Source organism: Pseudomonas sp. CP-1 (assembly GCF_021213715.1).
GTDB classification, from domain to species: domain Bacteria; phylum Pseudomonadota; class Gammaproteobacteria; order Pseudomonadales; family Pseudomonadaceae; genus Pseudomonas; species Pseudomonas aeruginosa.
In genome coordinates, this window is sequence record NZ_JAJQKY010000025.1 from 1 (window position 1) to 23,024 (window position 23,024).

At 66.8% G+C, this 23,024-nt stretch carries 23 protein-coding genes; 17 read left to right on the forward strand and 6 right to left on the reverse strand.

What is annotated here, in order from left to right:
* The first annotated feature begins 416 nt into the window (after positions 1–416).
* From pstS to LT948_RS29535, 7 genes are all read left to right on the forward strand, one after another.
* On the forward strand, positions 417–1,388 hold the full coding sequence (gene pstS / locus LT948_RS29505; protein ID WP_003096673.1) for a phosphate ABC transporter substrate-binding protein PstS: 972 nt from the start codon (positions 417–419) through the stop codon (positions 1,386–1,388).
* Positions 1,389–1,810: 422 nt separating this feature from the next.
* Positions 1,811–3,844 (forward strand): ABC transporter permease subunit, encoded by a 2,034-nt coding sequence (locus tag LT948_RS29510; protein WP_003123734.1) that lies wholly within the window; start codon positions 1,811–1,813, stop codon positions 3,842–3,844.
* Between the two features lie 19 nt (positions 3,845–3,863).
* Entirely contained in the window at positions 3,864–5,540 is a 1,677-nt protein-coding gene (pstA, locus tag LT948_RS29515) for a phosphate ABC transporter permease PstA (protein WP_003096667.1), read from the forward strand.
* Between the two features lie 15 nt (positions 5,541–5,555).
* Positions 5,556–6,389 (forward strand): phosphate ABC transporter ATP-binding protein PstB, encoded by an 834-nt coding sequence (pstB, locus tag LT948_RS29520; protein ID WP_003096663.1) that lies wholly within the window; start codon positions 5,556–5,558, stop codon positions 6,387–6,389.
* A 95-nt stretch (positions 6,390–6,484) separates the two neighbouring features.
* A complete protein-coding gene (phoU, locus tag LT948_RS29525; RefSeq protein WP_003142030.1) occupies positions 6,485–7,213 on the forward strand; it encodes a phosphate signaling complex protein PhoU in 729 nt (242 codons plus the stop codon).
* A gap of 118 nt (positions 7,214–7,331) precedes the next feature.
* Entirely contained in the window at positions 7,332–8,234 is a 903-nt protein-coding gene (locus LT948_RS29530) for a response regulator (RefSeq protein WP_023098245.1), read from the forward strand.
* 116 nt (positions 8,235–8,350) lie between these two features.
* Positions 8,351–9,250, forward strand: a complete 900-nt coding sequence (locus tag LT948_RS29535) for a peptidoglycan DD-metalloendopeptidase family protein (RefSeq protein ID WP_003096656.1) — start codon at positions 8,351–8,353, stop codon at positions 9,248–9,250.
* A gap of 34 nt (positions 9,251–9,284) precedes the next feature.
* Here LT948_RS29535 and LT948_RS29540 read toward each other — a convergent pair whose 3' ends face one another.
* The 3 genes from LT948_RS29540 to phoB form a co-directional block, all read right to left on the reverse strand.
* Positions 9,285–10,625: a hemolysin family protein gene (locus LT948_RS29540; protein ID WP_003096655.1), complete on the reverse strand. Its 1,341-nt coding sequence runs from the start codon at positions 10,623–10,625 to the stop codon at positions 9,285–9,287.
* Positions 10,626–10,727: 102 nt separating this feature from the next.
* A complete protein-coding gene (phoR, locus tag LT948_RS29545) occupies positions 10,728–12,059 on the reverse strand; it encodes a phosphate regulon sensor histidine kinase PhoR (protein WP_003136283.1) in 1,332 nt (443 codons plus the stop codon).
* A 72-nt stretch (positions 12,060–12,131) separates the two neighbouring features.
* Positions 12,132–12,821, reverse strand: a complete 690-nt coding sequence (gene phoB / locus LT948_RS29550) for a phosphate regulon transcriptional regulator PhoB (protein ID WP_003096653.1) — start codon at positions 12,819–12,821, stop codon at positions 12,132–12,134.
* 176 nt (positions 12,822–12,997) lie between these two features.
* On the opposite strand from phoB, the gene LT948_RS29555 reads away from it, so the two are divergent.
* On the forward strand, positions 12,998–13,381 hold the full coding sequence (locus LT948_RS29555) for a COG4315 family predicted lipoprotein (RefSeq protein ID WP_003096652.1): 384 nt from the start codon (positions 12,998–13,000) through the stop codon (positions 13,379–13,381).
* A 23-nt stretch (positions 13,382–13,404) separates the two neighbouring features.
* Here the strand turns inward: LT948_RS29555 and ubiA are convergent, their stop codons facing one another.
* The 3 genes from ubiA to glcC form a co-directional block, all read right to left on the reverse strand.
* Positions 13,405–14,295 (reverse strand): 4-hydroxybenzoate octaprenyltransferase, encoded by an 891-nt coding sequence (gene ubiA, locus LT948_RS29560; RefSeq protein ID WP_009314540.1) that lies wholly within the window; start codon positions 14,293–14,295, stop codon positions 13,405–13,407.
* A gap of 26 nt (positions 14,296–14,321) precedes the next feature.
* A complete protein-coding gene (locus LT948_RS29565) occupies positions 14,322–14,858 on the reverse strand; it encodes a chorismate lyase (protein WP_009314539.1) in 537 nt (178 codons plus the stop codon).
* Between the two features lie 79 nt (positions 14,859–14,937).
* A complete protein-coding gene (gene glcC / locus LT948_RS29570; protein ID WP_003096643.1) occupies positions 14,938–15,693 on the reverse strand; it encodes a transcriptional regulator GlcC in 756 nt (251 codons plus the stop codon).
* A gap of 204 nt (positions 15,694–15,897) precedes the next feature.
* Here glcC and glcD point away from each other — a divergent pair, with 204 nt between their 5' ends.
* The 9 genes from glcD (at position 15,898) to LT948_RS29615 (ending at position 22,978) form a co-directional block, all read left to right on the forward strand.
* Positions 15,898–17,397, forward strand: a complete 1,500-nt coding sequence (glcD, locus tag LT948_RS29575; protein ID WP_033996193.1) for a glycolate oxidase subunit GlcD — start codon at positions 15,898–15,900, stop codon at positions 17,395–17,397.
* Positions 17,397–18,476, forward strand: a complete 1,080-nt coding sequence (gene glcE / locus LT948_RS29580) for a glycolate oxidase subunit GlcE (RefSeq protein WP_009314537.1) — start codon at positions 17,397–17,399, stop codon at positions 18,474–18,476. Before glcD ends, glcE begins: the two co-directional genes overlap by 1 nt.
* A 9-nt stretch (positions 18,477–18,485) precedes the next feature.
* Complete coding sequence (gene glcF / locus LT948_RS29585) at positions 18,486–19,712, forward strand: glycolate oxidase subunit GlcF (protein WP_023107417.1); 1,227 nt, start codon at positions 18,486–18,488, stop codon at positions 19,710–19,712.
* Positions 19,713–19,716: 4 nt separating this feature from the next.
* Positions 19,717–20,118, forward strand: coding sequence for a heme-binding protein (locus LT948_RS29590; protein WP_003096637.1), 402 nt, complete (start codon positions 19,717–19,719; stop codon positions 20,116–20,118).
* Between the two features lie 133 nt (positions 20,119–20,251).
* Positions 20,252–20,419 (forward strand): rubredoxin, encoded by a 168-nt coding sequence (locus LT948_RS29595; RefSeq protein ID WP_003098330.1) that lies wholly within the window; start codon positions 20,252–20,254, stop codon positions 20,417–20,419.
* 183 nt (positions 20,420–20,602) lie between these two features.
* Entirely contained in the window at positions 20,603–20,770 is a 168-nt protein-coding gene (locus tag LT948_RS29600; protein ID WP_003098329.1) for a rubredoxin, read from the forward strand.
* Positions 20,771–20,821: 51 nt separating this feature from the next.
* Entirely contained in the window at positions 20,822–21,976 is a 1,155-nt protein-coding gene (gene alkT / locus LT948_RS29605; RefSeq protein WP_003098326.1) for a rubredoxin-NAD(+) reductase AlkT, read from the forward strand.
* 201 nt (positions 21,977–22,177) lie between these two features.
* Positions 22,178–22,450 carry an HU family DNA-binding protein gene (locus LT948_RS29610; protein ID WP_003096630.1) on the forward strand — a complete coding sequence of 91 codons (273 nt, stop codon included), beginning with the start codon at positions 22,178–22,180 and terminating at the stop codon, positions 22,448–22,450.
* A gap of 135 nt (positions 22,451–22,585) precedes the next feature.
* Positions 22,586–22,978 carry a hypothetical protein gene (locus tag LT948_RS29615; RefSeq protein ID WP_033996191.1) on the forward strand — a complete coding sequence of 131 codons (393 nt, stop codon included), beginning with the start codon at positions 22,586–22,588 and terminating at the stop codon, positions 22,976–22,978.
* Positions 22,979–23,024: the final 46 nt, after the last annotated feature.

Genomic DNA, 23,024 nt, shown 5'->3' on the forward strand with positions numbered 1-23,024 from the left:
GTCATCGTCAAGCTCCTATCCCAAAACCCCTGGTCAGCGATGACCGGGGGTTTTGCTTTTGCGCGCGGAAAAAGGCGTGCTTCCTCGCTTCTTTTCTCGACTGCGAATGCCGGCGGCGACTGTCACAATTGCCCTGGAAACTACCCATCCTGCATGAAACGGATGGACGGCTACCTCCCCCAGGCGGATCGAAAACGCGCTCCAGAGGGCCTCCCGGGCCCCTCCGTGAAAGGCTGGAGCCCTTGTGTTTCCAGGCTTTTAGGGGTGTGGCAGGGCTTCTCCCAAGGCTTGCGGAAAAATGTCGGAAGGCTGATGGCATTTCATCCAACTGTCACATTCCTTTCATAGAGTCTTCATGCGGCCTGACGATACTGGCCCCCGTTCCATCCAACCCCATCCTGTCCAAGGAGCAAGGCATGAAACTCAAGCGTTTGATGGCGGCCCTGACGTTCGTCGCCGCAGGCGTAGGCGCCGCTTCCGCGGTAGCCGCGATCGACCCGGCGCTGCCGGAATATCAGAAAGCCAGCGGTGTGTCGGGCAACCTGTCGAGCGTCGGCTCCGACACTCTGGCCAACCTGATGACCATGTGGGCCGAGGAGTACAAGCGCCTCTATCCGAACGTGAACATCCAGATCCAGGCTGCCGGCTCTTCTACCGCGCCGCCGGCCCTGACCGAAGGCACCGCCAACCTGGGCCCGATGAGCCGCAAGATGAAGGACGTCGAGCTGCAGGCTTTCGAGCAGAAGTACGGCTATAAGCCGACCGCCGTCCCGGTCGCTGTCGACGCCCTGGCGATCTTCGTGCACAAGGACAACCCGATCAAAGGCCTGACCATGCAGCAGGTCGATGCGATCTTCTCCGCTACCCGCCTGTGCGGCAGCAAGCAGGACGTGAAGACCTGGGGCGACCTGGGCCTGACCGGTGACTGGGCGAAGAAGCCGGTGCAACTGTTCGGCCGCAACTCGGTTTCCGGCACCTACGGCTACTTCAAGGAAGAAGCCCTGTGCAAAGGCGACTTCCGTCCGAACGTCAACGAGCAGCCGGGTTCGGCTTCCGTGGTGCAGTCGGTCAGCCAGTCGCTGAACGGCATCGGCTACTCCGGTATCGGCTACAAGACCGCCAGCGTGAAGACCGTGGCCCTGGCCAAGAAGGAAGGCGCTGCCTTCGTCGAGGACAACGAGCAGAACGCCCTGAACGGCACCTACCCGCTGTCGCGCTTCCTCTACGTCTACGTGAACAAGGCGCCGAACAAGCCGCTGGATCCGCTGGAGGCTCAGTTCCTCAAGCTGGTTCTGTCCAAGACCGGCCAGCAGGTCGTGGTCAAGGACGGCTACATCCCGCTGCCGGCCAAGGTGGCCGAGAAGGCGATCAAGGAACTGGGCCTGTAATCCAGTGACTTGAGCGGATGGCCCAGCGATGGGCCGTCCAGGCATGAAGGCTCTGCCGGCGGGCGCTAGGACCCGCCGGCCTTTCCCGCCAGCGAGGCTCTGCTGGCGGGCTTTGTTGCGTCATGTTGCTGTCATCTGTCTGTCATACAGAGCCTTTAGGGTGTCACCCCATGAACGACATGGCCAACTCCCCGATGAACTCCTCCCTTGCTCCCGAGCGGATTGACTTCAATACGCCAGCCCTGCAACGCAAGCGCCGCATCCGTGCCCTCAAGGACCGCCTGACCCGCTGGTACGTGCTGGTCGGCGGCCTGGCCGTGCTGGCGGCGATCACCCTGATCTTCTTCTACCTGGCCTACGTCGTGCTCCCGCTGTTCCGCGGCGCCGACCTGGAGACCCGCGAAGCGCTGACTCCGGCCTGGATGCAGCAGGCGCAGGTGCCCCTGCTGCTCAGCATCGAGGAGCAGAACCAGGTGGCCATGCGCGTTGGCGGCCAGGGCGAGATCCTCTTCTTCAACGCCAAGACCGGTGTCGAACTGAAGCGTGTCGCTCTGCCGCTTCCGGCGGGCAGCGAGATCCGCTCGATCGCCCAGGACCAGCCGGGCAGCCCGACGGTCGCCCTGGGCCTGTCCAACGGACAGGTGCTGGTGTTCCAGCACACCTACAAGGTCACCTACCCGGACAACAAGAAGACCATCACCCCGGAGATCGCCTTCCCCTACGGCGAGACCCCGATCGGTCTCGATCCGCAGGGCCGCCCGCTGGAGCATGTGAGCATCAATGCCGGCGACGACAGCCTGCTGCTGGCTGGCTCCGTCGACAAGCAACTGCTGCTGTTGAGCATGACTCGCGAAGAGAACATGCTGACCGGCGAAAGCACGCTGGACGAGGAGCGCATCGAACTCCCGCAGATCGCCGAACCGGTGAAAGCCATCTACCTCGACCCGCGCAAGCAGTGGCTGTACGTGATCAACGGACGTGCCACCGCCGATGTGTTCGACCTGCACAGCCGCCAGTTGAACGGTCGCTACAAGCTGCTGGAAGACCCCAACGCCGAGGTCACCGCGAGCACCCAGCTGCTGGGCGGCATCTCGCTGCTGGTGGGCGATTCCAAGGGTGGCATCGCCCAGTGGTTCATGGCTCGCGATACCGACGGCGAACCGCGCCTGTCGCACGTTCGCGACTTCAACCTGGATGGCGCGCCGATCAGCGCCATCGCTCCGGAACAACGGCGCAAGGGCTTCATCGCCCTGGACGAGAAGGGCAACCTCGGCGTCTTCCACAGCACGGCGCACCGTACCCTGCTGGTCCAGCCGGTCGCCGACTCTTCCGGGGTCATCACCCTGTCGCCGCGGGCCAACCGCCTGCTGCTGGAGCAGGGTGGCAAGATCCACCGCTTCGCCCTGAGCAACCCGCACCCGGAAATCTCCTGGAGCGCGCTCTGGGGCAAGGTCTGGTACGAGAGCTACGACAAGCCGGCCTACGTCTGGCAGTCCACCGCCGCGACCACCGACTTCGAACCGAAGCTGAGCCTCTCGCCGCTGACCTTCGGCACGCTCAAGGCCGCCTTCTACGCGATGATCCTGGCAGCTCCGCTGGCCATCGCGGCCGCCGTCTACACCGCCTATTTCATGGCTCCGGCGATGCGCCGCAAGGTCAAGCCGGTGATCGAGCTGATGGAGGCGCTGCCGACGGTGATCCTCGGCTTCTTCGCCGGCCTGTTCCTGGCGCCCTACGTCGAAGGCCACCTGCCGGGGGTGTTCAGCCTGCTGTTGCTGACGCCGCTGGGCATCCTTCTCGCCGGCCTGCTCTGGAGCCGCCTGCCCGAGCGTATCCGCCTGAGCCTGCCGGCCGGCTGGGAAGCCGCGCTGCTGATCCCGGTGGTGCTCGCCGTCGGCGCCTTCGCCCTGTGGCTGAGCCCGCACCTGGAGACCACCTTCTTCGGCGGCGACATGCGCCTCTGGCTGAGCCACGACCTGGGCATCACCTACGACCAGCGCAATGCCCTGATCGTCGGGCTGGCAATGGGCTTCGCGGTGATCCCGAATATCTTCTCGATCGCCGAGGACGCCATCTTCAGCGTGCCGCGCAGCCTTACCTACGGCTCCTTGGCCCTGGGCGCCACGCCCTGGCAGACGCTGACCCGCGTGGTGATCCTGACCGCCAGCCCAGGCATCTTCTCGGCGCTGATGATCGGCATGGGCCGCGCCGTCGGCGAGACCATGATCGTGCTGATGGCGACCGGCAATACCCCGGTGATGGAACTGAACATCTTCGAAGGCATGCGCACCCTGGCGGCCAACGTCGCGGTGGAGATGCCCGAGTCGGAGGTCGGCGGCAGCCACTACCGCGTGCTGTTCCTCTCGGCGCTGGTACTGCTGACGTTCACCTTCGTGATGAACACCCTGGCAGAGCTGATCCGTCAGCGTCTGCGCAAGAAATACGCGTCGTTGTAAGCGGCGGAGGTATAGCTCTGTGAAACAGAAACAGGAAACCGTCAAAGCCTGGTTCGGCAGCGGCTCGCCCTGGGTGTGGATGAACGCCGGCGCGGTGTCGATCGCGGTGATCATGACCATCGGCCTGCTGGCGGTGATCGCGGTACGCGGCCTCGGCCACTTCTGGCCGGCGAACGTCATCGAGGCGACTTACCAGATCCCTGGCGAAGCCGCCAAGACCGTGATCGGCGAGGTGGTCCAGGCCGAGGAAGTGCCGCGCGCGCGCCTGCGCAGCGCCGGCATGCCGGTCCCGGAGGCCGGCCCCGAATTCATGACCCGCGAGCTGCTCAAGCTGGGCAACCGCGAGCTTTACGGCAGCGATTTCTCCTGGGTCGTCGGCGAGTGGCTGCAGGACATCAAGCGTCCCGAAGCGCTGATGGTTCTCGAACGCCGCGAGTGGGGCAACTTCTACGGCTACCTGCTGAGCGTCAAGGAGAACGGCCAGGTGGTCGCCGAAGGCGACGCCGCGGTAGGCGAACTGCAGAAGCGCATGCAGCGGGTGGATGACCTCTACGCCAAGCTCTACAAGCTGGAGAAGGGCGACATCGGCGGGATCAACCACGGTCTCGAGCGCCTGCGCCTGAAAGAGCGCAAGTTGCAGTTGGACGGCAAGCTGGACGCCGCCGCCCAGGCCGACCTGGCCGCCGAGCGCAGCGAGTTGCAGGCGCGCTACAAGGTCCTGGAAGAGCAGCTCAACGGCCTGCACCAGGAGTTCAACCGCGACAGCGTGGTAATGCGCGACGCCAGCGGCCGCGAGAGCGAAATCACCCTTGGCAAGCTGGTGCATGCCTACCAGCCCAACGCCATGGGCCTGGGCACCAAGATGACGGTGTACTTCAAGAAGCTCTGGGAGTTCCTCAGCGACGATCCGCGCGAGGCCAATACCGAGGGCGGTATCTTCCCGGCGATCTTCGGCACCGTGATGATGACCCTGGTGATGGCGCTGATCGTCACCCCGTTCGGCGTGATCGCTGCGGTCTACCTGCGCGAGTACGCCAAGCAGGGGCCGCTGACCCGGGTGATCCGCATCGCCGTGAACAACCTCGCCGGCGTACCGGCGATCGTCTACGGCGTGTTCGGCCTGGGCTTCTTCGTCTACGTGCTGGGCGGTTCCATCGACCGGCTGTTCTTCCCCGAGGCCCTGCCGGCGCCGACCTTCGGTACCCCCGGACTGTTCTGGGCCTCGCTGACCCTGGCGATCCTCGCCGTGCCGGTGGTGATCGTCGCCACCGAGGAAGGCCTGGCGCGGATTCCGCGCGCGGTCCGCGAAGGCTCCCTGGCGCTCGGCGCGACCAAGGCGGAAACGCTGTGGAAGATCGTCCTGCCGATGGCCAGCCCGGCGATGATGACCGGCCTGATCCTCGCCGTGGCTCGTGCCGCCGGCGAAGTGGCGCCGCTGATGCTGGTCGGCGTGGTGAAACTGGCACCGTCGCTGCCGGTCGACGGTAACTATCCGTACGTGCATCTCGACCAGAAGATCATGCACCTCGGTTTCCATATCTACGACGTCGGTTTCCAGAGCCCCAACGTCGAGGCCGCACGGCCGCTGGTATACGCTACGGCGTTGCTGCTGGTCGTGGTGATCGCCCTGCTGAACTTCTCCGCCATCGCGATCCGCAATCGCCTGCGCGAGAAGTACAAGGCCCTGGAAAACTGATTGAGGGAGCTTCCCATGCAAAACGAGACCGCCAGCCACGGCATCAACTTCGATGCGCTCGGCCGCGACCGCCAGAGCCTCGACCTGGCTTCCGAAAGTGTCGAACTGGAAGTGCCCGGGCTGAACCTGTTCTACGGCGCCAAGCAGGCCCTGTTCGACGTCCGGATGAACATTCCGAAGCAGCGCGTGACCGCCTTCATCGGCCCGTCCGGCTGCGGCAAGTCGACCCTGCTGCGCTGCTTCAACCGGATGAACGACCTGGTGGATGGCTGCCGCGTCGAAGGCGAGATCCGCCTCGATGGCCACAACATCTTCGCCAAGGGCGTCGACGTCGCCGAGCTGCGCCGTCGCGTCGGCATGGTGTTCCAGAAGCCCAACCCGTTCCCCAAGAGCATCTACGAGAACGTGGTCTACGGCCTGCGTATCCAGGGCATCAACAAGAAGCGCGTACTTGACGAGGCCGTCGAGTGGGCGCTGAAGGGGGCTGCGCTGTGGGAGGAGGTGAAGGATCGCCTGCACGAGTCCGCCCTCGGCCTGTCCGGTGGCCAGCAGCAGCGCCTGGTGATCGCCCGGACCATCGCGGTGGAACCGGAAGTGCTGCTGCTCGACGAGCCGTGCTCGGCGCTGGACCCGATCTCCACGCTGAAGATCGAAGAGCTGATCTACGAGTTGAAGTCGAAGTTCACCATCGTCATCGTTACCCACAACATGCAGCAGGCCGCGCGGGTTTCCGACTATACGGCGTTCATGTACATGGGCAAGCTGATCGAGTTCGGCGACACCGATACGCTGTTCACCAACCCGGCGAAGAAGCAGACCGAAGACTACATCACCGGCCGCTACGGCTAGCGGCGCGTCCGGAGGCGCGGCGATACCGCTGCCTCCGGCGCTCTCCGTAGCTCGTTGATGTCACCGGTCGCAGCGGCTCCAGAAGGATTCCCCACATGATCAACAAAGACAGTCTCACCCATCACATCTCCCAGCAGTTCAACGCCGAGCTGGAGGATGTGCGCAGCCACCTCCTGGCCATGGGCGGGCTGGTGGAAAAGCAGGTCAACGACGCGGTCAACGCGCTGATCGACGCCGACTCCGGCCTCGCCCAGCAGGTCCGCGAGATCGACGACCAGATCAACCAGATGGAGCGCAACATCGACGAGGAGTGCGTGCGTATCCTCGCCCGGCGTCAGCCGGCGGCCTCCGACCTGCGCCTGATCATCAGCATCTCGAAGTCGGTGATCGACCTCGAGCGGATCGGCGACGAGGCCTCCAAGGTCGCCCGCCGCGCCATCCAGCTGTGCGAGGAAGGCGAGTCACCGCGCGGCTACGTCGAGGTTCGGCACATCGGCAGCCAAGTGCAGAGGATGGTGCAGGAGGCACTGGACGCCTTTGCCCGCTTCGATGCCGACCTGGCGCTGTCCGTGGCACAGTACGACAAGACCGTCGATCGCGAATACAAGACCGCCCTCCGCGAGCTGGTCACCTACATGATGGAAGACCCGCGGGCGATATCCCGCGTGCTCAACATCATCTGGGCCCTGCGCTCGCTGGAGCGCATCGGCGACCATGCGCGCAACATCGCCGAGCTGGTGATCTACCTGGTTCGCGGCACCGACGTTCGTCACATCGGCCTGACCCGCATGAAGGAAGAGGTCGAGAACAACCGCGGCGAGTGATCTTCCGCAGGCAAGGCTCCCTTGACCTGGAGCCTTGTTTCTTCGCGCGACTGCAGCAAGGCTTGGCATCCTGCCAGCAGGGGAGGCTATCCTAGGCGAACCTGTCCAGGAGAAGTCGATGAGCAAAGTCAGCGCGCTAGTGGTGGATGACGCCCCCTTCATCCGAGATCTGATGAAGAAAGGGTTGCGCGACAACTTCCCCGGCCTTCATATCGAGGAGGCCGTGAACGGCCGCAAGGCCCAGCAACTGCTCAGTCGGCAGAACGTCGACCTGATCCTCTGCGACTGGGAGATGCCGGAGATGTCCGGCCTCGAACTGCTGACCTGGTGCCGTGCCCAGGAAAACCTCAAGACTACCCCGTTCATCATGGTCACCAGTCGCGGCGACAAGGAGAACGTGGTCCAGGCGATCCAGGCCGGGGTGTCGGACTACATCGGCAAGCCATTCTCCAATGACCAACTGGTGGCCAAGATCAAGAAGGCCCTGAGCCGCAGCGGCAAGCTGGAAGCCCTGGCGGCCCACGCGCCGCGCCGGGAGATCGCCAGCGGCATGGCCAACGATTCGCTGGCCGCTCTGACCGGCGGTCGCGCCGAGGTGATCAAGCCCGTCGCCAGTCCGGCAAAACCGGCCCCCGCGCCGAAGCCGGCTTCGGCTCCCCAGGCCAGCGCGCGTCCCGCCGGCAGCGGCAACCCGCTGGGCCAGGCGCAATTGCGCCTGCCGCAGAGCAGCATGCCCTGCGTGATCAAGGCGGTCAGCCTGAAGGAAGCGCAACTGGTGGTGAAGCGCGCCGACCCGCTGCCGCAGGTGCTGGAAAGCGCGGTGCTGGACCTCGAGGAAAACAGCGACGTGGCGCGCCTGAACGGCTACCTGCACGCCATCGCCGCGCTGGAGCCGAAGCCGGATAGCGATTGGCTGCTGCTGACCCTGCGTTTCGTCGACCGCGACCCGCAGAAGCTCGACTACCTGTCGCGCCTGATCGCCCGCGGAAGTACCCAGAAGCACTACGTTCCCGGCGCCTGAGCGGTTTTTTTCCCGACGATCCGTTCACAGCCCGCTCGCTGTCGTCTCGCCCTGGCAATAAAGCGCTGCTAGTCTTGCCGATTCGGGATAACCAGAACGACACGATCCGTGCAGTCATGCTAGGGCGCCTTCTCCTTCTCTGTGGCCTGTTCGCCGCGGCAGCTCCGGCTGCGGCCCTGACCATCTACAAGTACACCGACGCCAATGGCGTGGTGACCTACTCCGACCGCGCCGTGGCCGGGGCGCAGGTGTTCGTCTTCCGCGACCGGATGGTCGAGCACCTGGAACGGGAAGTGAAGCTGGAGACGAAGAAGCACGCGGGTGGCGAGACCCTGCAGGTGCGCAACGACCTCTACGCGCCGGTCGAGGTCGAGTTGCGGATCCGCAACCCGCGCAATGCCGTCGGGGTGCCCGACGGGCCGATTCGCTGGGTGGTCCCGGCGCGCAGCCAGGTGCGCCTGGCGACCCTGGCGCCGCGCAAGGCCGGCAAGCCGATGAGCTACACGCCGAAGCTGCGCTATGCGCTCGGCGACCCGCGCCAGCAGCCGCTGCTCTATCGCTATCCGCTGCCCTGGCGCGGCGGGCCGTTCCGCCTGTCCCAGGGCGCCAATGGCAAGTACAGCCACTTCACCCCCAAGGGCCGCTACGCGATGGACATCGCCATGCCCGAGGGCACGCCGATCATCGCCGCCCGCGGCGGCACCGTGGTGAAGATCGAGAACAACCAGAGCGGGCGCGGCAACAATCCCTCGGGCAACTTCGTCCGCATCCTGCACGACGACGGCACCATGGGCGTCTACCTGCACCTGATGCGCCATTCGGTACTGGTCGCCGAGGGCCAGCGGGTCCAGGTCGGCACGCCGCTGGCGCGCTCCGGCAACACCGGCAACAGCAGCGGGCCGCACCTGCACTTCGTGATCCAGCGCAACGTCGGCCTGGCGCTGGAGTCGATTCCCTACGACTTCGCCCAGCCGGTCGACAGCCTGCCGAACTTCGCCATCGTCCGCGAGCCTTGAAAAGTCGCCGGCGCCGTGGCGGCGCCGGCTCGTCTCAGTCGAGCTTGACCACCTTGGCCAGGACGATCTTCGGACCGCGCATCTTCTTCACGATGATCCGCAGGCCCTCGGTGTCGAGGACTTCCTCTTCCTCCGGCACCCGCTTCAGGGTGTCGTAGACCAGCCCGGCGAGAGTGTCCGCCTCGACATGATCGAGGTCGATGCCGAGCAGGCGCTCGAGCTTGAACAGCGGTGTGTCGCCGCGCACCAGCAGCTTGCCCGGCTGGTAGGCGAGGATGCCGCGCTCGGTCTTGCGGTGTTCGTCCTGGATGTCGCCGACCAGCACTTCCAGCACGTCCTCCATGGTCAGGAAGCCGACCACCTTGTGATCGGCCTCTTCCACCACGGCGAAGTGCGCGCCGCCCTTGCGGAACTGCTCCAGCAGGCGCGACAGCGGGGTGTGCTTGGTGACGATCTCCAGCGGGCGCACCAGTTCGTCGAGGTCGAAGGTCTCCGGCAGGCTGTCCAAGGCGGACAGTGCCAGCAGCAGGTCCTTGATGTGCAGCAGGCCGATGAACTCGCCCTTGTGGCTGTCCCAGACCGGGTAGCGGCTGTACTTGTGGCGGCGGATCACCGCGAGGATGTCCGCCAGCGGCGCATCGTGCTCGAGGTAGACCAGGTCTTCGCGGGAGTTGGCCCAGTCGACCACCTCCAGCTCGCCCAGCTCCACCGCCGAGGCCAGCACGCGCATGCCCTGGTCGCTGGGGTCCTGGGCGCGGCTGGAGTGGAGGATCAGCTTCAGTTCGTCGCGGCTGTAGTGATGCTCGTGGTGCGGGCCGGGCTCGCCCTGGCCGGCGATCTTGAGGATGGCGTTGGCGCTGGCGTTGAGCAGCCAGATCGCCGGGTACATCAGCCAGTAGAAGAGGTACAGCGGCACCGCCGTCCACAGCGACAGCAGTTCCGGCTTGCGGATCGCCCAGGACTTGGGCGCCAGCTCGCCGACCACGATGTGCAGGTAGGAAATGATGAAGAACGCGGTGAAGAAGGAGATCCCGCGGATCAGTTCGTCGGAGTGCACGCCGATCATCGCCAGCAGCGGTTCCAGGAGTTCGGCGAAGGCCGGCTCACCGACCCAGCCCAGGCCCAGGGAGGCCAGGGTGATGCCCAGCTGGCAGGCGGACAGGTAGGCGTCCAGTTGGTTGTGTACCTTGCGCAGGATGGCGCCGCGCCAGCCGTGCTGCTTGGCGATGGTTTCCACGCGGGTGGCGCGGAGCTTGACCATGGCGAACTCGGCGGCGACGAAGAAGCCGTTGAGCAGGACGAGGAAAAGCGCAAAGAGGATCAGGCCGGCATCGGCGAAATAGGTGGCGATGCTGGTACTAGGAGAAGGGTCCATGGGGGTGTGCGGTAGCCAAAAGGCCCTTAAGAATGAGGGGCTGTGTCGTCGCTTGCAAGCCTTGGCCGTGCCGACGCCGGCGGCGCGGCACCGCGACGAGGCTCACTTCGACGCCTTGCGCTCGGCCTCGGCGACCTGCGCCGGGGCGAAATGGCAGGTGAAGGTGCTGCCCTTGCCGGGCACGCTGCTGATTTCCAGGCGCGCGCGGTGGCGGATCAGCACGTGCTTGACGATGGCCAGGCCGAGGCCGGTGCCGCCGGTGTTGGAGGCGCGGCTGGAGTCCACCCGGTAGAAGCGCTCGGTCAGGCGCGGCAGGTGCTTGGGATCGACGCCGATACCGGTGTCCTGCACCGACAGGTGCGCGCCCTGTTCGTCGGCCCACCAGCGGATGCGGATCTCGCCCTCGTCGGGGGTGTACTTCACCGCGTTGAATACCAGGTTGGAGAAGGCGCTGCGCAGTTCCGCCTCGCTGCCCTTGAGCTGCACCGCGGGTGTGGCGTCCAGGCTGATGCGGTGGTTGCGCCCGGCGGACAGGGCCTGGGCGTCGTTGCGGATGCTGGCGAGGAGAGCGTCCACCGCCACCGGCTTGTTGTCGCCGGGGTATTCGGTGGCCTCCAGCTTGGCCAGCAGGAGCAGGTCGTTGAGCAGGTTCTGCATGCGTCCGGCCTGCTGCTGCATCTGTTGCAGGGCGCGCAGCCAGCGCGGGTTCACATCCTCGACGTTGTCGAGGAGGGTCTCCAGGTAGCCGGCGATCACCGTCAGCGGCGTGCGCAGCTCGTGGGAGACGTTGGCCACGAAGTCCTTGCGCATCTGCTCCAGCTGGTGGACGCGGGTGACGTCGCGGACCAGCATCAGGTGCTCGCGGTTGCCGTAGAGGGTGATGTGGAATTGCAGGCGCAGGCGCTCGTTGATCGGCGAGGGGATTTCCAGCGGCTCGCGGTAATCCTCCTGGTCGAAGTATTCCTTGAAGCGCGGATGGCGGATCAGGTTGCTCACCGGCTGGCCGCCGTCCTGCGGGGTCTTCAGGCCGAGCAGGTTTTCCGCGGCGAGGTTCCACCATTCCAGATTGCCGTCGCTGTCGAGCATGATCACCGCGTCACGCAGCGCCGCGGTGGACTCCTGGATCCGGTCGATCACCGCCTGCAGGCGGCCACGGGCGCGCTGGTTGCGGCGTTGCAGGTGGTAGATATTGTCGAAGACTTCGCCCCAGAGGCCGTAGCTGTCCGGCGGTGGCTCGTCTGGCTGGTGGTTGCGCAGCCACTGGTGCAGGCGCAGTAGCTGCCAGAGGGTCCAGCCGAGGTAGAGAGCCAGGCCGAGGGCCAGGGCCCAGCCGTAATGGCCGCTGACCACGCCGAGCACGAGGCTGGCGGCCAGCACGAGAAGCAGGTGGCGGATCAGCGCTCCACGCCAGTCTTGGTTCACGACGGATTGCATCCTGTCCAGTGGCGGTCCGTCACGGACCGTCCAGGGGAAACGACTCCGGCCGCCGGGCGGCCGGGCGCGGGGTCAGCTCTTGGTGGAGAAACGATAGCCGGTCCCGCGGACAGTCTGAACCAGATTTTCGTAGACCTCGCCGAGCGCCTTGCGCAGGCGGCGGATATGCACGTCGACGGTGCGCTCCTCGACATAGACGTTGCCGCCCCAGACCTGGTCCAGCAGTTGGCCGCGGGTATAGGCGCGTTCCTGGTGAGTCATGAAGAACTGCAGCAGGCGGTACTCGGTGGGGCCCATCTCGGCCGGCTTGCCGTCGATGGTCACGCGGTGGCTGATCGGGTCCAGCAGCAGGCCGCCAACCTCGATCGGCGCCTCGCTGTCGCCAGGCCCGGTGCGGCGCAGTACGGCCTTCAGGCGGGCGACCAGCTCGCGGGGCGAGAACGGCTTGGTGATGTAGTCGTCGGCGCCGACCTCCAGGCCCTGGATCTTGTTGTCCTCCTCGCCCTTGGCGGTGAGCATGATGATCGGGATGTCGACGGTCAGTTCGTCACGCTTCAGGCGTCGCGCCAGTTCGATGCCGGAAGTGCCGGGGAGCATCCAGTCGAGCAGGATCAGGTCCGGCTTGCGGTCGACGATCACCGCGTGCGCCTGCTGGGTATTTTCCGCCTCCAGGCACTCGTAGCCGGCCATCTCCAGGGCCACGGCGATCATCTCGCGAATCGGTGCTTCGTCATCAACGATGAGGATTGTCTTGCCAACCATGGTCTTGCCTCGGGTCGATCTGTCTTGCGCCGCATTAGATAACGAAATTGTGTCAGGTATGTGACACAACGGCGTAGTTTCCGCCGACTGCCCGCGGCGGGGCTATGCTCAACAGGTTCCGGTGCCGTCCCTGCGGGCGGCGAACGCTCCACCTGAAGACACAGGAGAGAGACGCGATGAACAGAATCCACCTGGCGCTGGGTCTGGCGCTGGCCCTGCCGGCGTTCGCCGCGCTGGCCCAGGAAACGGTGGCGCCGGCCACCGAAAAGGACGGCGTGCTGGTCGATGGCAAGGGCATGACGCTCTATACCTACGACAAGGACAGCGAAGGGCAATCCGCCTGTTCCGGGCAGTGCGCGAAGAACTGGCCGCCGCTGGCAGCGGCCCAGGGAGCGCAGGCCAGCGGCGACTGGAGCCTGGTCGCTCGCGAGGACGGCACCCAGCAGTGGGCCTACTACGGCAAGCCCCTTTATACCTTCATCCAGGACAAGAAGCCTGGTGACAAGAACGGTGACGGCAAGATGGGCGCCTGGCACGTCGCCCAGCCGGACATGGACTAGACGGTCGCCGGCCTGCGCGCCGCTCAACGCAGCGCGTAGTCGGCGACCGTGCCGAGGAAGATCGCCAGGCCAGCCCAGTGGTTGTGCAGGAAGGCGCGGAAGCAGGCCTGCGGGTCGCGGTCGCGGGTCGACCAGGCTTCCCAGACGAAGCAGGCCGCCGCCACCGCCAGGCCGAGGTAGAAGCACAGGCCCAGTTCGAAGCGGCTGCCGGCCAGCGCCAGCAGGAGCAGGGTCAGGCCCTGCAGGCTGCCGATGATCAGGCGGTCGGCATCGCCGAAGAGGATCGCGGTGGACTTGATGCCGATCTTCAGGTCGTCCTCGCGGTCGGTCATCGCGTAGTAGGAGTCGTAGGCGACCGTCCACAGCACGTTGGCCAGGAACAGCAGCCAGGCGCTGGCCGGCAGTTCACCGCGCTCGGCGGTGAAGGCCATCAGGATGCCCCAGGAATAGGCGGCGCCCAGCACCACCTGCGGATAGTAGGTGTAGCGCTTCATGAAGGGGTAGAGCGAGGCCACGGCTACCGCGCCGAACGATAGCCAGACGGTCGTTGCGTTGGTCAGCAGGACCAGGCCGAAGCTCAGCGCGACCAGGACGGCGAAGGTGATCCAGGCCTCGCGCACGCTGATCTTGCCGGTGGCCAGCGGGCGCGCCTTGGTGCGTGCGACGTGCCCGTCGAAATTGCGGTCGGCGAAATCGTTGATCACGCAGCCGGCGGCGCGCATCAGGATGACGCCGAGGACGAAGATCAGCAGGTTCTTCAGCTCCGGCACGCCGTCCGCGGCGATCCACAGCGACCAGAGGGTCGGCCAGAGCAGCAGGTAGATGCCGATCGGCCGGTCCAGCCGCACCAGTTGGACGAAGTCCCAGGCGCGGGGGTGCAGGCGGGCCAGCGGCTTGATCAGGGTGACGAACATGGGGACCTCCGGAGTCGACCGGGGGATTATACGTCGGCGATTCCCGCCTGGTCCCACAGGCTCGGTAGGAATACCTCCGCCACCAGCACCCCGAGCGCGCCGCGGGAAAACCGTGAGCGACGGCCCCAGAGACCCTCGGCGCGGACCTCGGCGGGCAGACCGGCCGCCGGATAGCGGCAGACTTCGATGGGCCCGCGCTCGAAGGCGCTGTCGCTGAACAGCAACTCGCCCAGCGAGCGGGTGCCGAGCAGCGCCAGGTCGAAGCCCGAGCCTTCCAGGGCGCTGCGCGCCGCCACGCTGCGGGCGAACACCCAGGGACGGTCGTGGCCATGCAGGTAGACCTCGCGGACCCAGCCGCTACTGCCGGGAGGGACGTCGAGCCCCTGGCATTCGTCGTCGCGCAGGGTCTGCCAGCCTTCCAGCAGGGGTTCGACGCGGAACGCGCCGTCGGCCAGGGCGGTCAGGCGCCGGGTCAGCGACCCTTCGTCGAACAGCCAGTCGAGGACGGCGGGGGAGACGCTGGACAGTTGGTCGGCGCGAAGCCAGAGCGCATTGCTGGGCATGACGGGACTACGAGACGGCGGCAGAAGGCGGCGAGGGTAGCACGTTCGGTCGGCGGCCGGTCTGCGACGCGGTGGCGCGTCACCCCCAGCCGTTCAGGCGCAGGGTGGCGCGGACCAGGCGCTGTTCTTCCTGCTCGATCTCCCGCAGGTTGTCGCGGATGCTGTGGATATGTTCGCGCGCCGCCCGTTGCGCCTGGTCCGGCTGGCGCTCGCGGAGGGCCGCGTAGAGGCGCGCGTGCTGGCGGTCGATCTGGCGCTTCTGCGGCGGCCGGTGATAGAGGTTGTTCACCGAGGCGAACACCGTGCTCAGCAGCAGTTCGTTGAGCGATTGCAGGGTATGCACCAGCACCGGATTGTGCGATGCCTCGCTGATCGCCCGGTGGAACGCGTGGTCGCGGCGGGCGTGCTCGCGGGGATCGATCGGCTGGGTTTCCTCGTGGCTGGCGAGCATCTCTTCGTAGCGCCGGGCGAGCAGGACGAAGTCTGCCTCGGTGCCGCGTAGCGCTGCCAGGCGGGCCGCCTCGCCCTCCAGCAGGGCGCGGACTTCGAGCAGGTCGTAGAGGGTGCGCGGCTGGGAGCCGAACAGGTGCATCAGCGGGCTGGCGTCGGCGTTGCGGTCGAGGTCGGCGACGAACGACCCACGGCCATGCTCGGTGTCGATGATGCCGCGCCCGCGCAGCGCCCGCAGGCCCTCGCGCAGGGCCGAGCGCGAGCAGCCGAGCTTGGCCACCAGGCGCCGCTCGGACGGCAGTGCCTGGCCGACCTTGAGCACGCCGTCGACGATCAGCCGCTCGATACGCTCTGCGACCTGGTCGGCCACCCGCTGTTTCTGCATGGAAGCTCCCGTTGCACTGGTAGGACCAGTTGGCTGTCGTTACTCACTATAGAAGCTCAGGGACTTTCTAGCATGCGCCTCATGCCCATGGCTCCTGGTGATACTGGTAGGACCAGTTAGACGCCTGCTGGACCCCGGCGTCCGCGCGGTACAGGCTGTGGACGCTTGCTGATCCCGCCGACAACCACAACAAGGACAGCCGCCATGAACATCCTCTACGACGAGCGTCTGGACGGTCCGCTGCCGCAGGTGGACAAGGATGGCCTGCTGGCCGAGTTGCGCCTCCGCCTGCCCGACCTCGAACTGCTGCACGCCGCGGAAGACCTGCGTCCCTACGAGTGCGACGGACTCTCGGCGTATCGCTGCACGCCGTTGCTGGTGGCATTGCCGGAACGCATCGAACAGGTTCAGGGCCTGCTCGCGCTCTGCCATCGGCTGAAGGTGCCGGTCGTGGCGCGCGGTGCCGGCACCGGCCTGTCCGGCGGCGCGCTGCCGCTGGAGAACGGCGTGCTGCTGGTGATGGCGCGTTTCCGGCGGATCCTCGAGATCGATCCGCTGGGTCGTTTCGCCCGGGTCCAGCCTGGCGTGCGCAACCTGGCGATCTCCCAGGCCGCTGCCCCTCATGGTCTGTACTACGCACCGGACCCGTCCTCGCAGATCGCCTGCTCCATCGGCGGCAACGTTGCGGAGAACGCCGGCGGCGTGCATTGCCTGAAGTACGGCCTGACCGTGCACAACCTGTTGCAGGTGGACATCGTGACCCTGGAAGGCGAGCGCCTGAGCCTGGGGTCCAGCGCCCTGGACAGCGCCGGCTTCGACCTGCTGGCGCTGTTCACCGGCTCCGAAGGGCTGCTCGGCGTGGTGGTGGAGGTCACCGTCAGGCTGTTGCCGCGCCCGCCGGTGGCGAAGGTCCTGCTGGCCAGCTTCGACGATGTGGAAAGCGCCGGGCGGGCGGTGGCCGACCTGATCGGTGCCGGCATCGTCCCGGCCGGGCTGGAAATGATGGACAACCTGTCGATCCGCGCCGCCGAGGACTTCATCCATGCCGGCTATCCGGTCGACGCGGCGGCGATCCTGCTCTGCGAACTGGATGGCGTGGAAGCCGACGTGCACGAGGATTGCGAGCGGGTCCGCGAGCTGTTCGAGGCGGCTGGCTCCACCTCGGTGCGACAGGCCCAAGACGAGGCCGAGCGCCAGCGCTTCTGGGCCGGGCGCAAGAATGCGTTTCCGGCGGTCGGGCGGATTTCCCCCGATTACTACTGCATGGACGGCAGCATCCCGCGCCGCGAGCTGCCGCGGGTGCTGCATGGCATCGCCGAGCTTTCGCGCGAATATGGCCTGCGGGTGGCCAACGTATTCCACGCCGGCGACGGCAACATGCACCCGCTGATCCTCTTCGACGCCAACCTGCCGGGCGAGCTGGAGCGCGCCGAAGCGCTGGGCGGCAGGATCCTCGAGTTGTGCGTGGCGGTAGGCGGCAGCATCACCGGCGAACATGGCGTCGGCCGCGAGAAGATCAACCAGATGTGCGCTCAGTTCAATGCCGACGAGCTGACCCTGTTCCACGCCGTGAAGGTGGCGTTCGACCCGGCCGGGCTGCTCAATCCCGGCAAGAACGTGCCCACCCTGCATCGCTGCGCCGAGTTCGGCGCCATGCACGTCCACCACGGTCGACTGCCGTTCCCCGAACTGGAGCGTTTCTGATGAGCCAGCCGTATTTCGATCCGGACGCTGGCGCCGACCATGCCGGCGCGCTGCTCGAGCGGGTCCGCGACGCCCTGGCGCGGCGCGTCCCGCTGCGCATCGTCGGCGGCGATAGCAAGGCGTTCCTCGGCAGGCCGGTCGCGGGCGAACCGCTGGCGCTCGCCGAACACCGCGGGATCGTCGCCTACGATCCCTGCGAACTGGTGATCACCGCCCGTGCCGGTACGCCGCTGGACGAGCTACAGGCCGTGCTGGCGCGCGGCGGGCAGATGCTTGCCTGCGAGGCGCCGGGTTTCGGCGGCCGGGCGACGGTCGGCGGGGTGCTCGCCAGCGGCCTGTCCGGACCGCGCCGGCCCTGGGCGGGAGCGGTACGCGATTTCGTCCTCGGCACGCGGCTGATCAGTGGCCTGGGCACCCACCTGCGCTTCGGCGGCGAGGTGATGAAGAACGTCGCCGGCTACGACCTGTCGCGGTTGCTGGCGGGCAGCTTCGGTTGCCTCGGGGTGGTCACCGAAGTGTCCTTCAAGGTGCTGCCCATGCCGCGCTGCCAGGCCGGCCTGAGCCTGGACCTGCCGGTGGCGACGGCGTTGCGCAAGCTGGCCGAGTGGGGAGGCCAGCCATTGCCGATCAGTGCGGCCTGCCACGACGGCGAAGCCCTGCGCCTGCGCCTGGAGGGCGGCGAGGGCTCGGTACGCTCGGCGCGCGACCGCCTCGGTGGCGAAGCGCTCGAGGACGGCTTCTGGGCCGACCTGCGCGAGCAGCGCCTGCCGTTCTTCGACGACCCGCGACCGCTCTGGCGCCTGTCGCTGCCGGCGCTGGCGCCGGAGACGCCGTTGCCCGGTCGTCAGTTGCTGGACTGGGGCGGGGCGCTGCGCTGGCTGAAGAGCGACGCGCCGGCCGCGGACATCCGCGCGTGGACCGCCGCCCATGGCGGCCACGCCACCTGCTACCGCGCCGGCCATCTCGATGCGCCGTTCCAGCCGCTACCGCCTGGACTGCTCGGCCTGCACCGGGCACTCAAACGCCAGCTCGACCCGCAGGGTATCTTCAATCCCGGGCGGATGTACGCCGAACTCTGAGGAGGCGTGATGCAAACCAACCTCTGCGATTCCGCCCGGCAACGCGCCGAGGCTGCCGAAGCCGAGCGCATCCTGCGCAGCTGCGTGCACTGCGGTTTCTGCAACGCCACCTGCCCGACCTACCAGGAGCTGGGCGACGAACTCGACGGCCCGCGCGGACGGATCTACCTGATCAAGCAGTTCCTCGAGCGCGACGAGGCCAGCGAGCGCACCCGCCTGCACCTCGATCGCTGCCTGAGCTGCCGCAACTGCGAAACCACCTGCCCGTCCGGAGTCGAGTACCACAAGCTGCTGGATATCGGCCGCGACCTCCTCGCCGAACGCCTGCCGCGCGGCTTCCGGCAACGCCTGCTGCGCGACGGGCTGCGCCTGCTGGCCCCGCGTCCGGGGTTGTTCGGCGCGCTGGCCGGCGCTGCCGGGCGGCTGAGGCCTCTGCTGCCTGAGGCGATGCAGGGCAAGCTGCCACGTCGGGTCGCGGCGCCGGGCAGGCGGCCGCAGCCCCGGCATGCGCGGCGCGTGCTGCTGCTCGAAGGTTGCGTGCAGCCGGCGCTGTCGCCGAACACCAACGCCGCCGCCGCGCGGGTTCTGGACCGCCTGGGAATCAGCGTGACGCCGGCGGCCGCGGCCGGCTGCTGCGGCGCGCTGGATTTCCACCTGGATGCGCAGGAGCGCGGCCGCCAGCGCGCGCGGCGCAATATCGACGCCTGGTGGCCGTTGCTGCGCGAGGGTGCCGAGGCCATCGTGCAGACCGCCAGCGGCTGCGGCGCCTTCGTCAAGGACTACGCCTACCTGCTGCGCGACGACCCACGGTACGCGGACAAGGCGCGCGAGGTCGCCGCCGCTGCCCGCGACCTGGTGGAAGTGCTTCGCGACGAGCCGCTGGAGTCCCTCGGCCTGCGCTGCGACCAGCGCCTGGCGTTCCACTGCCCATGCACACTGCAGCACGCGCAACGACTGGGCGGGGCCGTGGAGGCGGTGCTGCGGCGACTGGGCTTCCATCTCACCGAGGTGGCCGACGGTCATCTCTGCTGCGGGTCCGCCGGCACCTACTCGCTGACCCAGCCGGCGCTGTCCCGGCGTCTGCGCGACAACCGCCTGGACGCCCTGGAAAGCGGCGCGCCGGATGTCATCGCCACGGCCAACGTCGGTTGCCAGGCCCATCTCGACGGGGCCGGACGGACCCCGGTACGCCACTGGATCGAGCTGCTCGACCAGGCCTTGCCCAGAGGAGAGTGAAACCATGCACAGCAAGCCGGTACTCGGCCGCGAGGAGGTCGCCCGCGTCCTTGGCGCGGCCCGCGAGGAGGCACAGCGCCAAGGCTGGGCGGTGAGCATCGCGGTGGTCGACGACGGCGGCCACCCGCTGGCGCTGGAGCGCCTCGACGGCTGCGCGCCGATCGGTGCCTACATCGCGACGGAAAAGGCCCGCAGCGCCGCCCTCGGGCGCCGGGAAACGAAGCGCTACGAGGACATGATCAACGGCGGACGCAGTGCCTTCCTCTCGGTGCCGCTGCTGCAGGCCACCCTGGAGGGCGGTGTGCCGATCCTGGTGGACGGACAGGTGGTCGGCGCGGTCGGGGTTTCCGGCGTACGCGCCGAAGAGGACGCCCAGGTGGCGCGGATCGGAGCCGAGGGGCTGTGAGGCGACCGGTGGGCACCACCCATCTTTGGTTGGCCCGTTCGGCACCACCTTGCCTTTCGGGCAGGTTGGCGGACAGGGTGGATTTGTTATAGGTTGCCGGCGCTGAACCGTGGTAACCCGCCCGAGGTAAACAATGAAGAAGTGGCAATGCGTGGTGTGTGGACTGATCTATGACGAGGCCAAAGGCTGGCCGGAAGAAGGCATCGAGGCGGGAACGCGCTGGGAAGACGTGCCTGAAGACTGGCTGTGCCCCGACTGCGGCGTCGGCAAGCTGGACTTCGAGATGATCGAAATCGGCTGAGCCCCGCTCGCCGGCGAAGAAGGCGGCCCTGGCCGCCTTTTTTCATGCCTGGCCAGCGGCCGTCCAGGGGTTATCCTTGGGGCTTGGGTCCGGTCATTGACTGTCCTGCCGGGAACGCCCGGCAGCCTTGCCGTTGGCCGGCCACCGACGCTGAGCTAGGTTCGACGAACGAGGAGGGTGGCTATGCGCAAGTGGCAATGCGTGGTCTGCGGCTTCATCTACGACGAAGCCCTGGGCCTGCCCGAAGAAGGCATTCCGGCGGGAACCCGTTGGGAGGACATCCCAGCGGACTGGGTCTGCCCGGACTGCGGTGTCGGCAAGATCGATTTCGAGATGATCGAGATCGCCTGAGCGAAATCCACAGAAGCGGCGCCCGGCGCCGGCAATCACAGAGGAACGGAAATGAGCGAGCGTGCGCCCCTGGTAATCATCGGAACCGGCCTGGCGGGCTACAACCTGGCCCGCGAGTGGCGCAAGCTGGACAGCGAGACGCCGCTGCTGATGATCACCGCCGACGACGGCCGTTCCTATTCCAAGCCGATGCTCTCCACCGGCTTCTCGAAGAACAAGGACGCCGACGGCCTGGCCATGGCCGAACCGGGCGCCATGGCCGAGCAACTGAACGCGCGCATCCTGACCCATACCCGGGTCACCGGTATCGATCCGGGCCATCAGCGGATCTGGATCGGCGAGGAAGAGGTGCGTTATCGCGACCTGGTCCTGGCCTGGGGCGCGGAGCCGATCCGGGTGCCGGTCGAGGGCGATGCCCAGGACGCGCTCTACCCGATCAACGATCTGGAAGACTACGCGCGCTTCCGCCAGGCGGCTGCCGGCAAGCGCCGGGTACTGCTGCTCGGTGCGGGGCTGATCGGTTGCGAATTCGCCAACGACCTCTCCAGCGGCGGCTACCAGCTCGACGTGGTGGCGCCTTGCGAGCAGGTCATGCCGGGCCTGCTCCACCCGGCCGCGGCAAAGGCCGTGCAGGCCGGCCTGGAAGGCCTTGGCGTGCGCTTCCACCTGGGGCCGGTGCTGGCCAGCCTGAAGAAGGCCGGCGAGGGGCTGGAAGCGCATCTTTCGGATGGCGAGGTGATTCCCTGCGACCTGGTGGTCTCCGCCGTCGGCCTGCGTCCGCGCACCGAACTGGCCTTCGCCGCCGGGCTGGCGGTCAACCGCGGGATCGTCGTCGATCGCTCGCTGCGCACCTCCCACGCCAACATCTACGCGCTGGGCGACTGCGCCGAAGTGGACGGCCTCAACCTGCTCTATGTGATGCCGCTGATGGCCTGCGCACGCGCGCTGGCGCAGACCCTCGCCGGCAACCCCAGCCAGGTGGCCTACGGTCCCATGCCGGTGACGGTGAAGACCCCGGCCTGCCCGCTGGTGGTGTCGCCGCCGCCGCGCGGAATGGATGGCCAATGGCTAGTGGAAGGCTCTGGAACGGACCTCAAGGTCCTGTGCCGGGATACCGCTGGTCGAGTGATCGGTTACGCCCTGACCGGAGCGGCGGTGAACGAAAAATTGGCCCTGAACAAAGAGTTACCCGGCCTCATGGCTTGAATGCCATTGGTTCCGGCCGTTATGCCGTCGAGACTTGCGGCAAAATTGTCGGACGATACTGGCGCAGTCCTCGGGAGCATGCCATCCTCCATCGCGTCTACCGCAGTCTAGAGCCTATGGTTCCGGTGGACTGCGGTGCCTTTGAGCGCTGCTGGGAAGACAGCACGGACACAAAAACAACAAACCGTCAAAGAGGCAACTATGCGTAAACCAGAACTAGCCGCCGCTATCGCCGAAAAGGCCGATCTCACCAAGGAACAGGCCAATCGCGTTCTCAACGCCCTGTTGGATGAAATCACCGGCGCGCTGAACCGCAAGGACAGCGTGACCCTGGTCGGTTTCGGCACCTTCCTGCAACGCCATCGCGGAGCCCGCACGGGGAAGAACCCGCAGACCGGCCAGCCGGTGAAGATCAAGGCCAGCAACACCGTCGCCTTCAAGCCGGGCAAGGCCCTGCGCGACGCGGTCAACTGACCGCCGAGAGCCCGGAGTCAGAGCGGCTCCGGGCTTCGTCGAAGACGCTTCCGCGCTCATCGAAAGGACAGCTGTAGTCCTCCTCGCGAACAGCTACAATGCGCCGCTCATCTCCCCGGATATCGAGGCGCGTGCATGAAATTTCGTCTTCTCCTGTGGATGCTTGGTCGCCTGATGGCCAAGGCCAGCCGCGACAATCCCGCTTTCCAGAAGCAGCTCGAGGGCAAGGACCTGGTGTTCCAGTTGCATACCCTCGATGGCAAGGTGGCGCGCCACTATCGGGTCAGGGACCTGCGCGTCAGCAGCAAGCGCGGTACCCATCCGCAACCGGCATTTTCCCTGGGGTTCAAGGACGGAGCCTACGGTTTCGCCGCGATGACTTCGAAGAACCCGCAGTTGGCCTTCATGCAGGGCATCCAGAACAAGGACATCCAGATACAGGGCAATCCGGCGCTGGTGATCTGGTTCCAGGGTCTGGTGAAGTACCTCAAGCCGAAGAAGAAGGCTCCGGAGAAGAAAGCCGCCTGAGGGCGGCTTTCGATCTCATCCGGGCTGCGGCCGCAGCCTTTCGGTA

Coding starts and splice junctions, on each gene's coding strand:
- ubiA (WP_009314540.1), bottom strand. CDS start 14,295: ATGTTCGTCACCCTGATCAAGCCGCTGGCCCGCCTGCACCCCCGCGCC.
- LT948_RS29510 (WP_003123734.1), top strand. CDS start 1,811: ATGCAGCAGGCGCAGGTGCCCCTGCTGCTCAGCATCGAGGAGCAGAAC.
- glcE (WP_009314537.1), top strand. CDS start 17,397: ATGAGCCAGCCGTATTTCGATCCGGACGCTGGCGCCGACCATGCCGGC.
- phoB (WP_003096653.1), bottom strand. CDS start 12,821: ATGGTTGGCAAGACAATCCTCATCGTTGATGACGAAGCACCGATTCGC.
- LT948_RS29600 (WP_003098329.1), top strand. CDS start 20,603: ATGCGCAAGTGGCAATGCGTGGTCTGCGGCTTCATCTACGACGAAGCC.
- LT948_RS29540 (WP_003096655.1), bottom strand. CDS start 10,625: ATGGACCCTTCTCCTAGTACCAGCATCGCCACCTATTTCGCCGATGCC.
- alkT (WP_003098326.1), top strand. CDS start 20,822: ATGAGCGAGCGTGCGCCCCTGGTAATCATCGGAACCGGCCTGGCGGGC.
- phoU (WP_003142030.1), top strand. CDS start 6,485: ATGATCAACAAAGACAGTCTCACCCATCACATCTCCCAGCAGTTCAAC.
- glcD (WP_033996193.1), top strand. CDS start 15,898: ATGAACATCCTCTACGACGAGCGTCTGGACGGTCCGCTGCCGCAGGTG.
- LT948_RS29590 (WP_003096637.1), top strand. CDS start 19,717: ATGCACAGCAAGCCGGTACTCGGCCGCGAGGAGGTCGCCCGCGTCCTT.
- LT948_RS29555 (WP_003096652.1), top strand. CDS start 12,998: ATGAACAGAATCCACCTGGCGCTGGGTCTGGCGCTGGCCCTGCCGGCG.
- LT948_RS29530 (WP_023098245.1), top strand. CDS start 7,332: ATGAGCAAAGTCAGCGCGCTAGTGGTGGATGACGCCCCCTTCATCCGA.
- LT948_RS29610 (WP_003096630.1), top strand. CDS start 22,178: ATGCGTAAACCAGAACTAGCCGCCGCTATCGCCGAAAAGGCCGATCTC.
- pstS (WP_003096673.1), top strand. CDS start 417: ATGAAACTCAAGCGTTTGATGGCGGCCCTGACGTTCGTCGCCGCAGGC.
- LT948_RS29565 (WP_009314539.1), bottom strand. CDS start 14,858: ATGCCCAGCAATGCGCTCTGGCTTCGCGCCGACCAACTGTCCAGCGTC.
- LT948_RS29595 (WP_003098330.1), top strand. CDS start 20,252: ATGAAGAAGTGGCAATGCGTGGTGTGTGGACTGATCTATGACGAGGCC.
- glcF (WP_023107417.1), top strand. CDS start 18,486: ATGCAAACCAACCTCTGCGATTCCGCCCGGCAACGCGCCGAGGCTGCC.
- glcC (WP_003096643.1), bottom strand. CDS start 15,693: ATGCAGAAACAGCGGGTGGCCGACCAGGTCGCAGAGCGTATCGAGCGG.
- pstB (WP_003096663.1), top strand. CDS start 5,556: ATGCAAAACGAGACCGCCAGCCACGGCATCAACTTCGATGCGCTCGGC.
- LT948_RS29615 (WP_033996191.1), top strand. CDS start 22,586: ATGAAATTTCGTCTTCTCCTGTGGATGCTTGGTCGCCTGATGGCCAAG.
- LT948_RS29535 (WP_003096656.1), top strand. CDS start 8,351: ATGCTAGGGCGCCTTCTCCTTCTCTGTGGCCTGTTCGCCGCGGCAGCT.
- phoR (WP_003136283.1), bottom strand. CDS start 12,059: ATGCAATCCGTCGTGAACCAAGACTGGCGTGGAGCGCTGATCCGCCAC.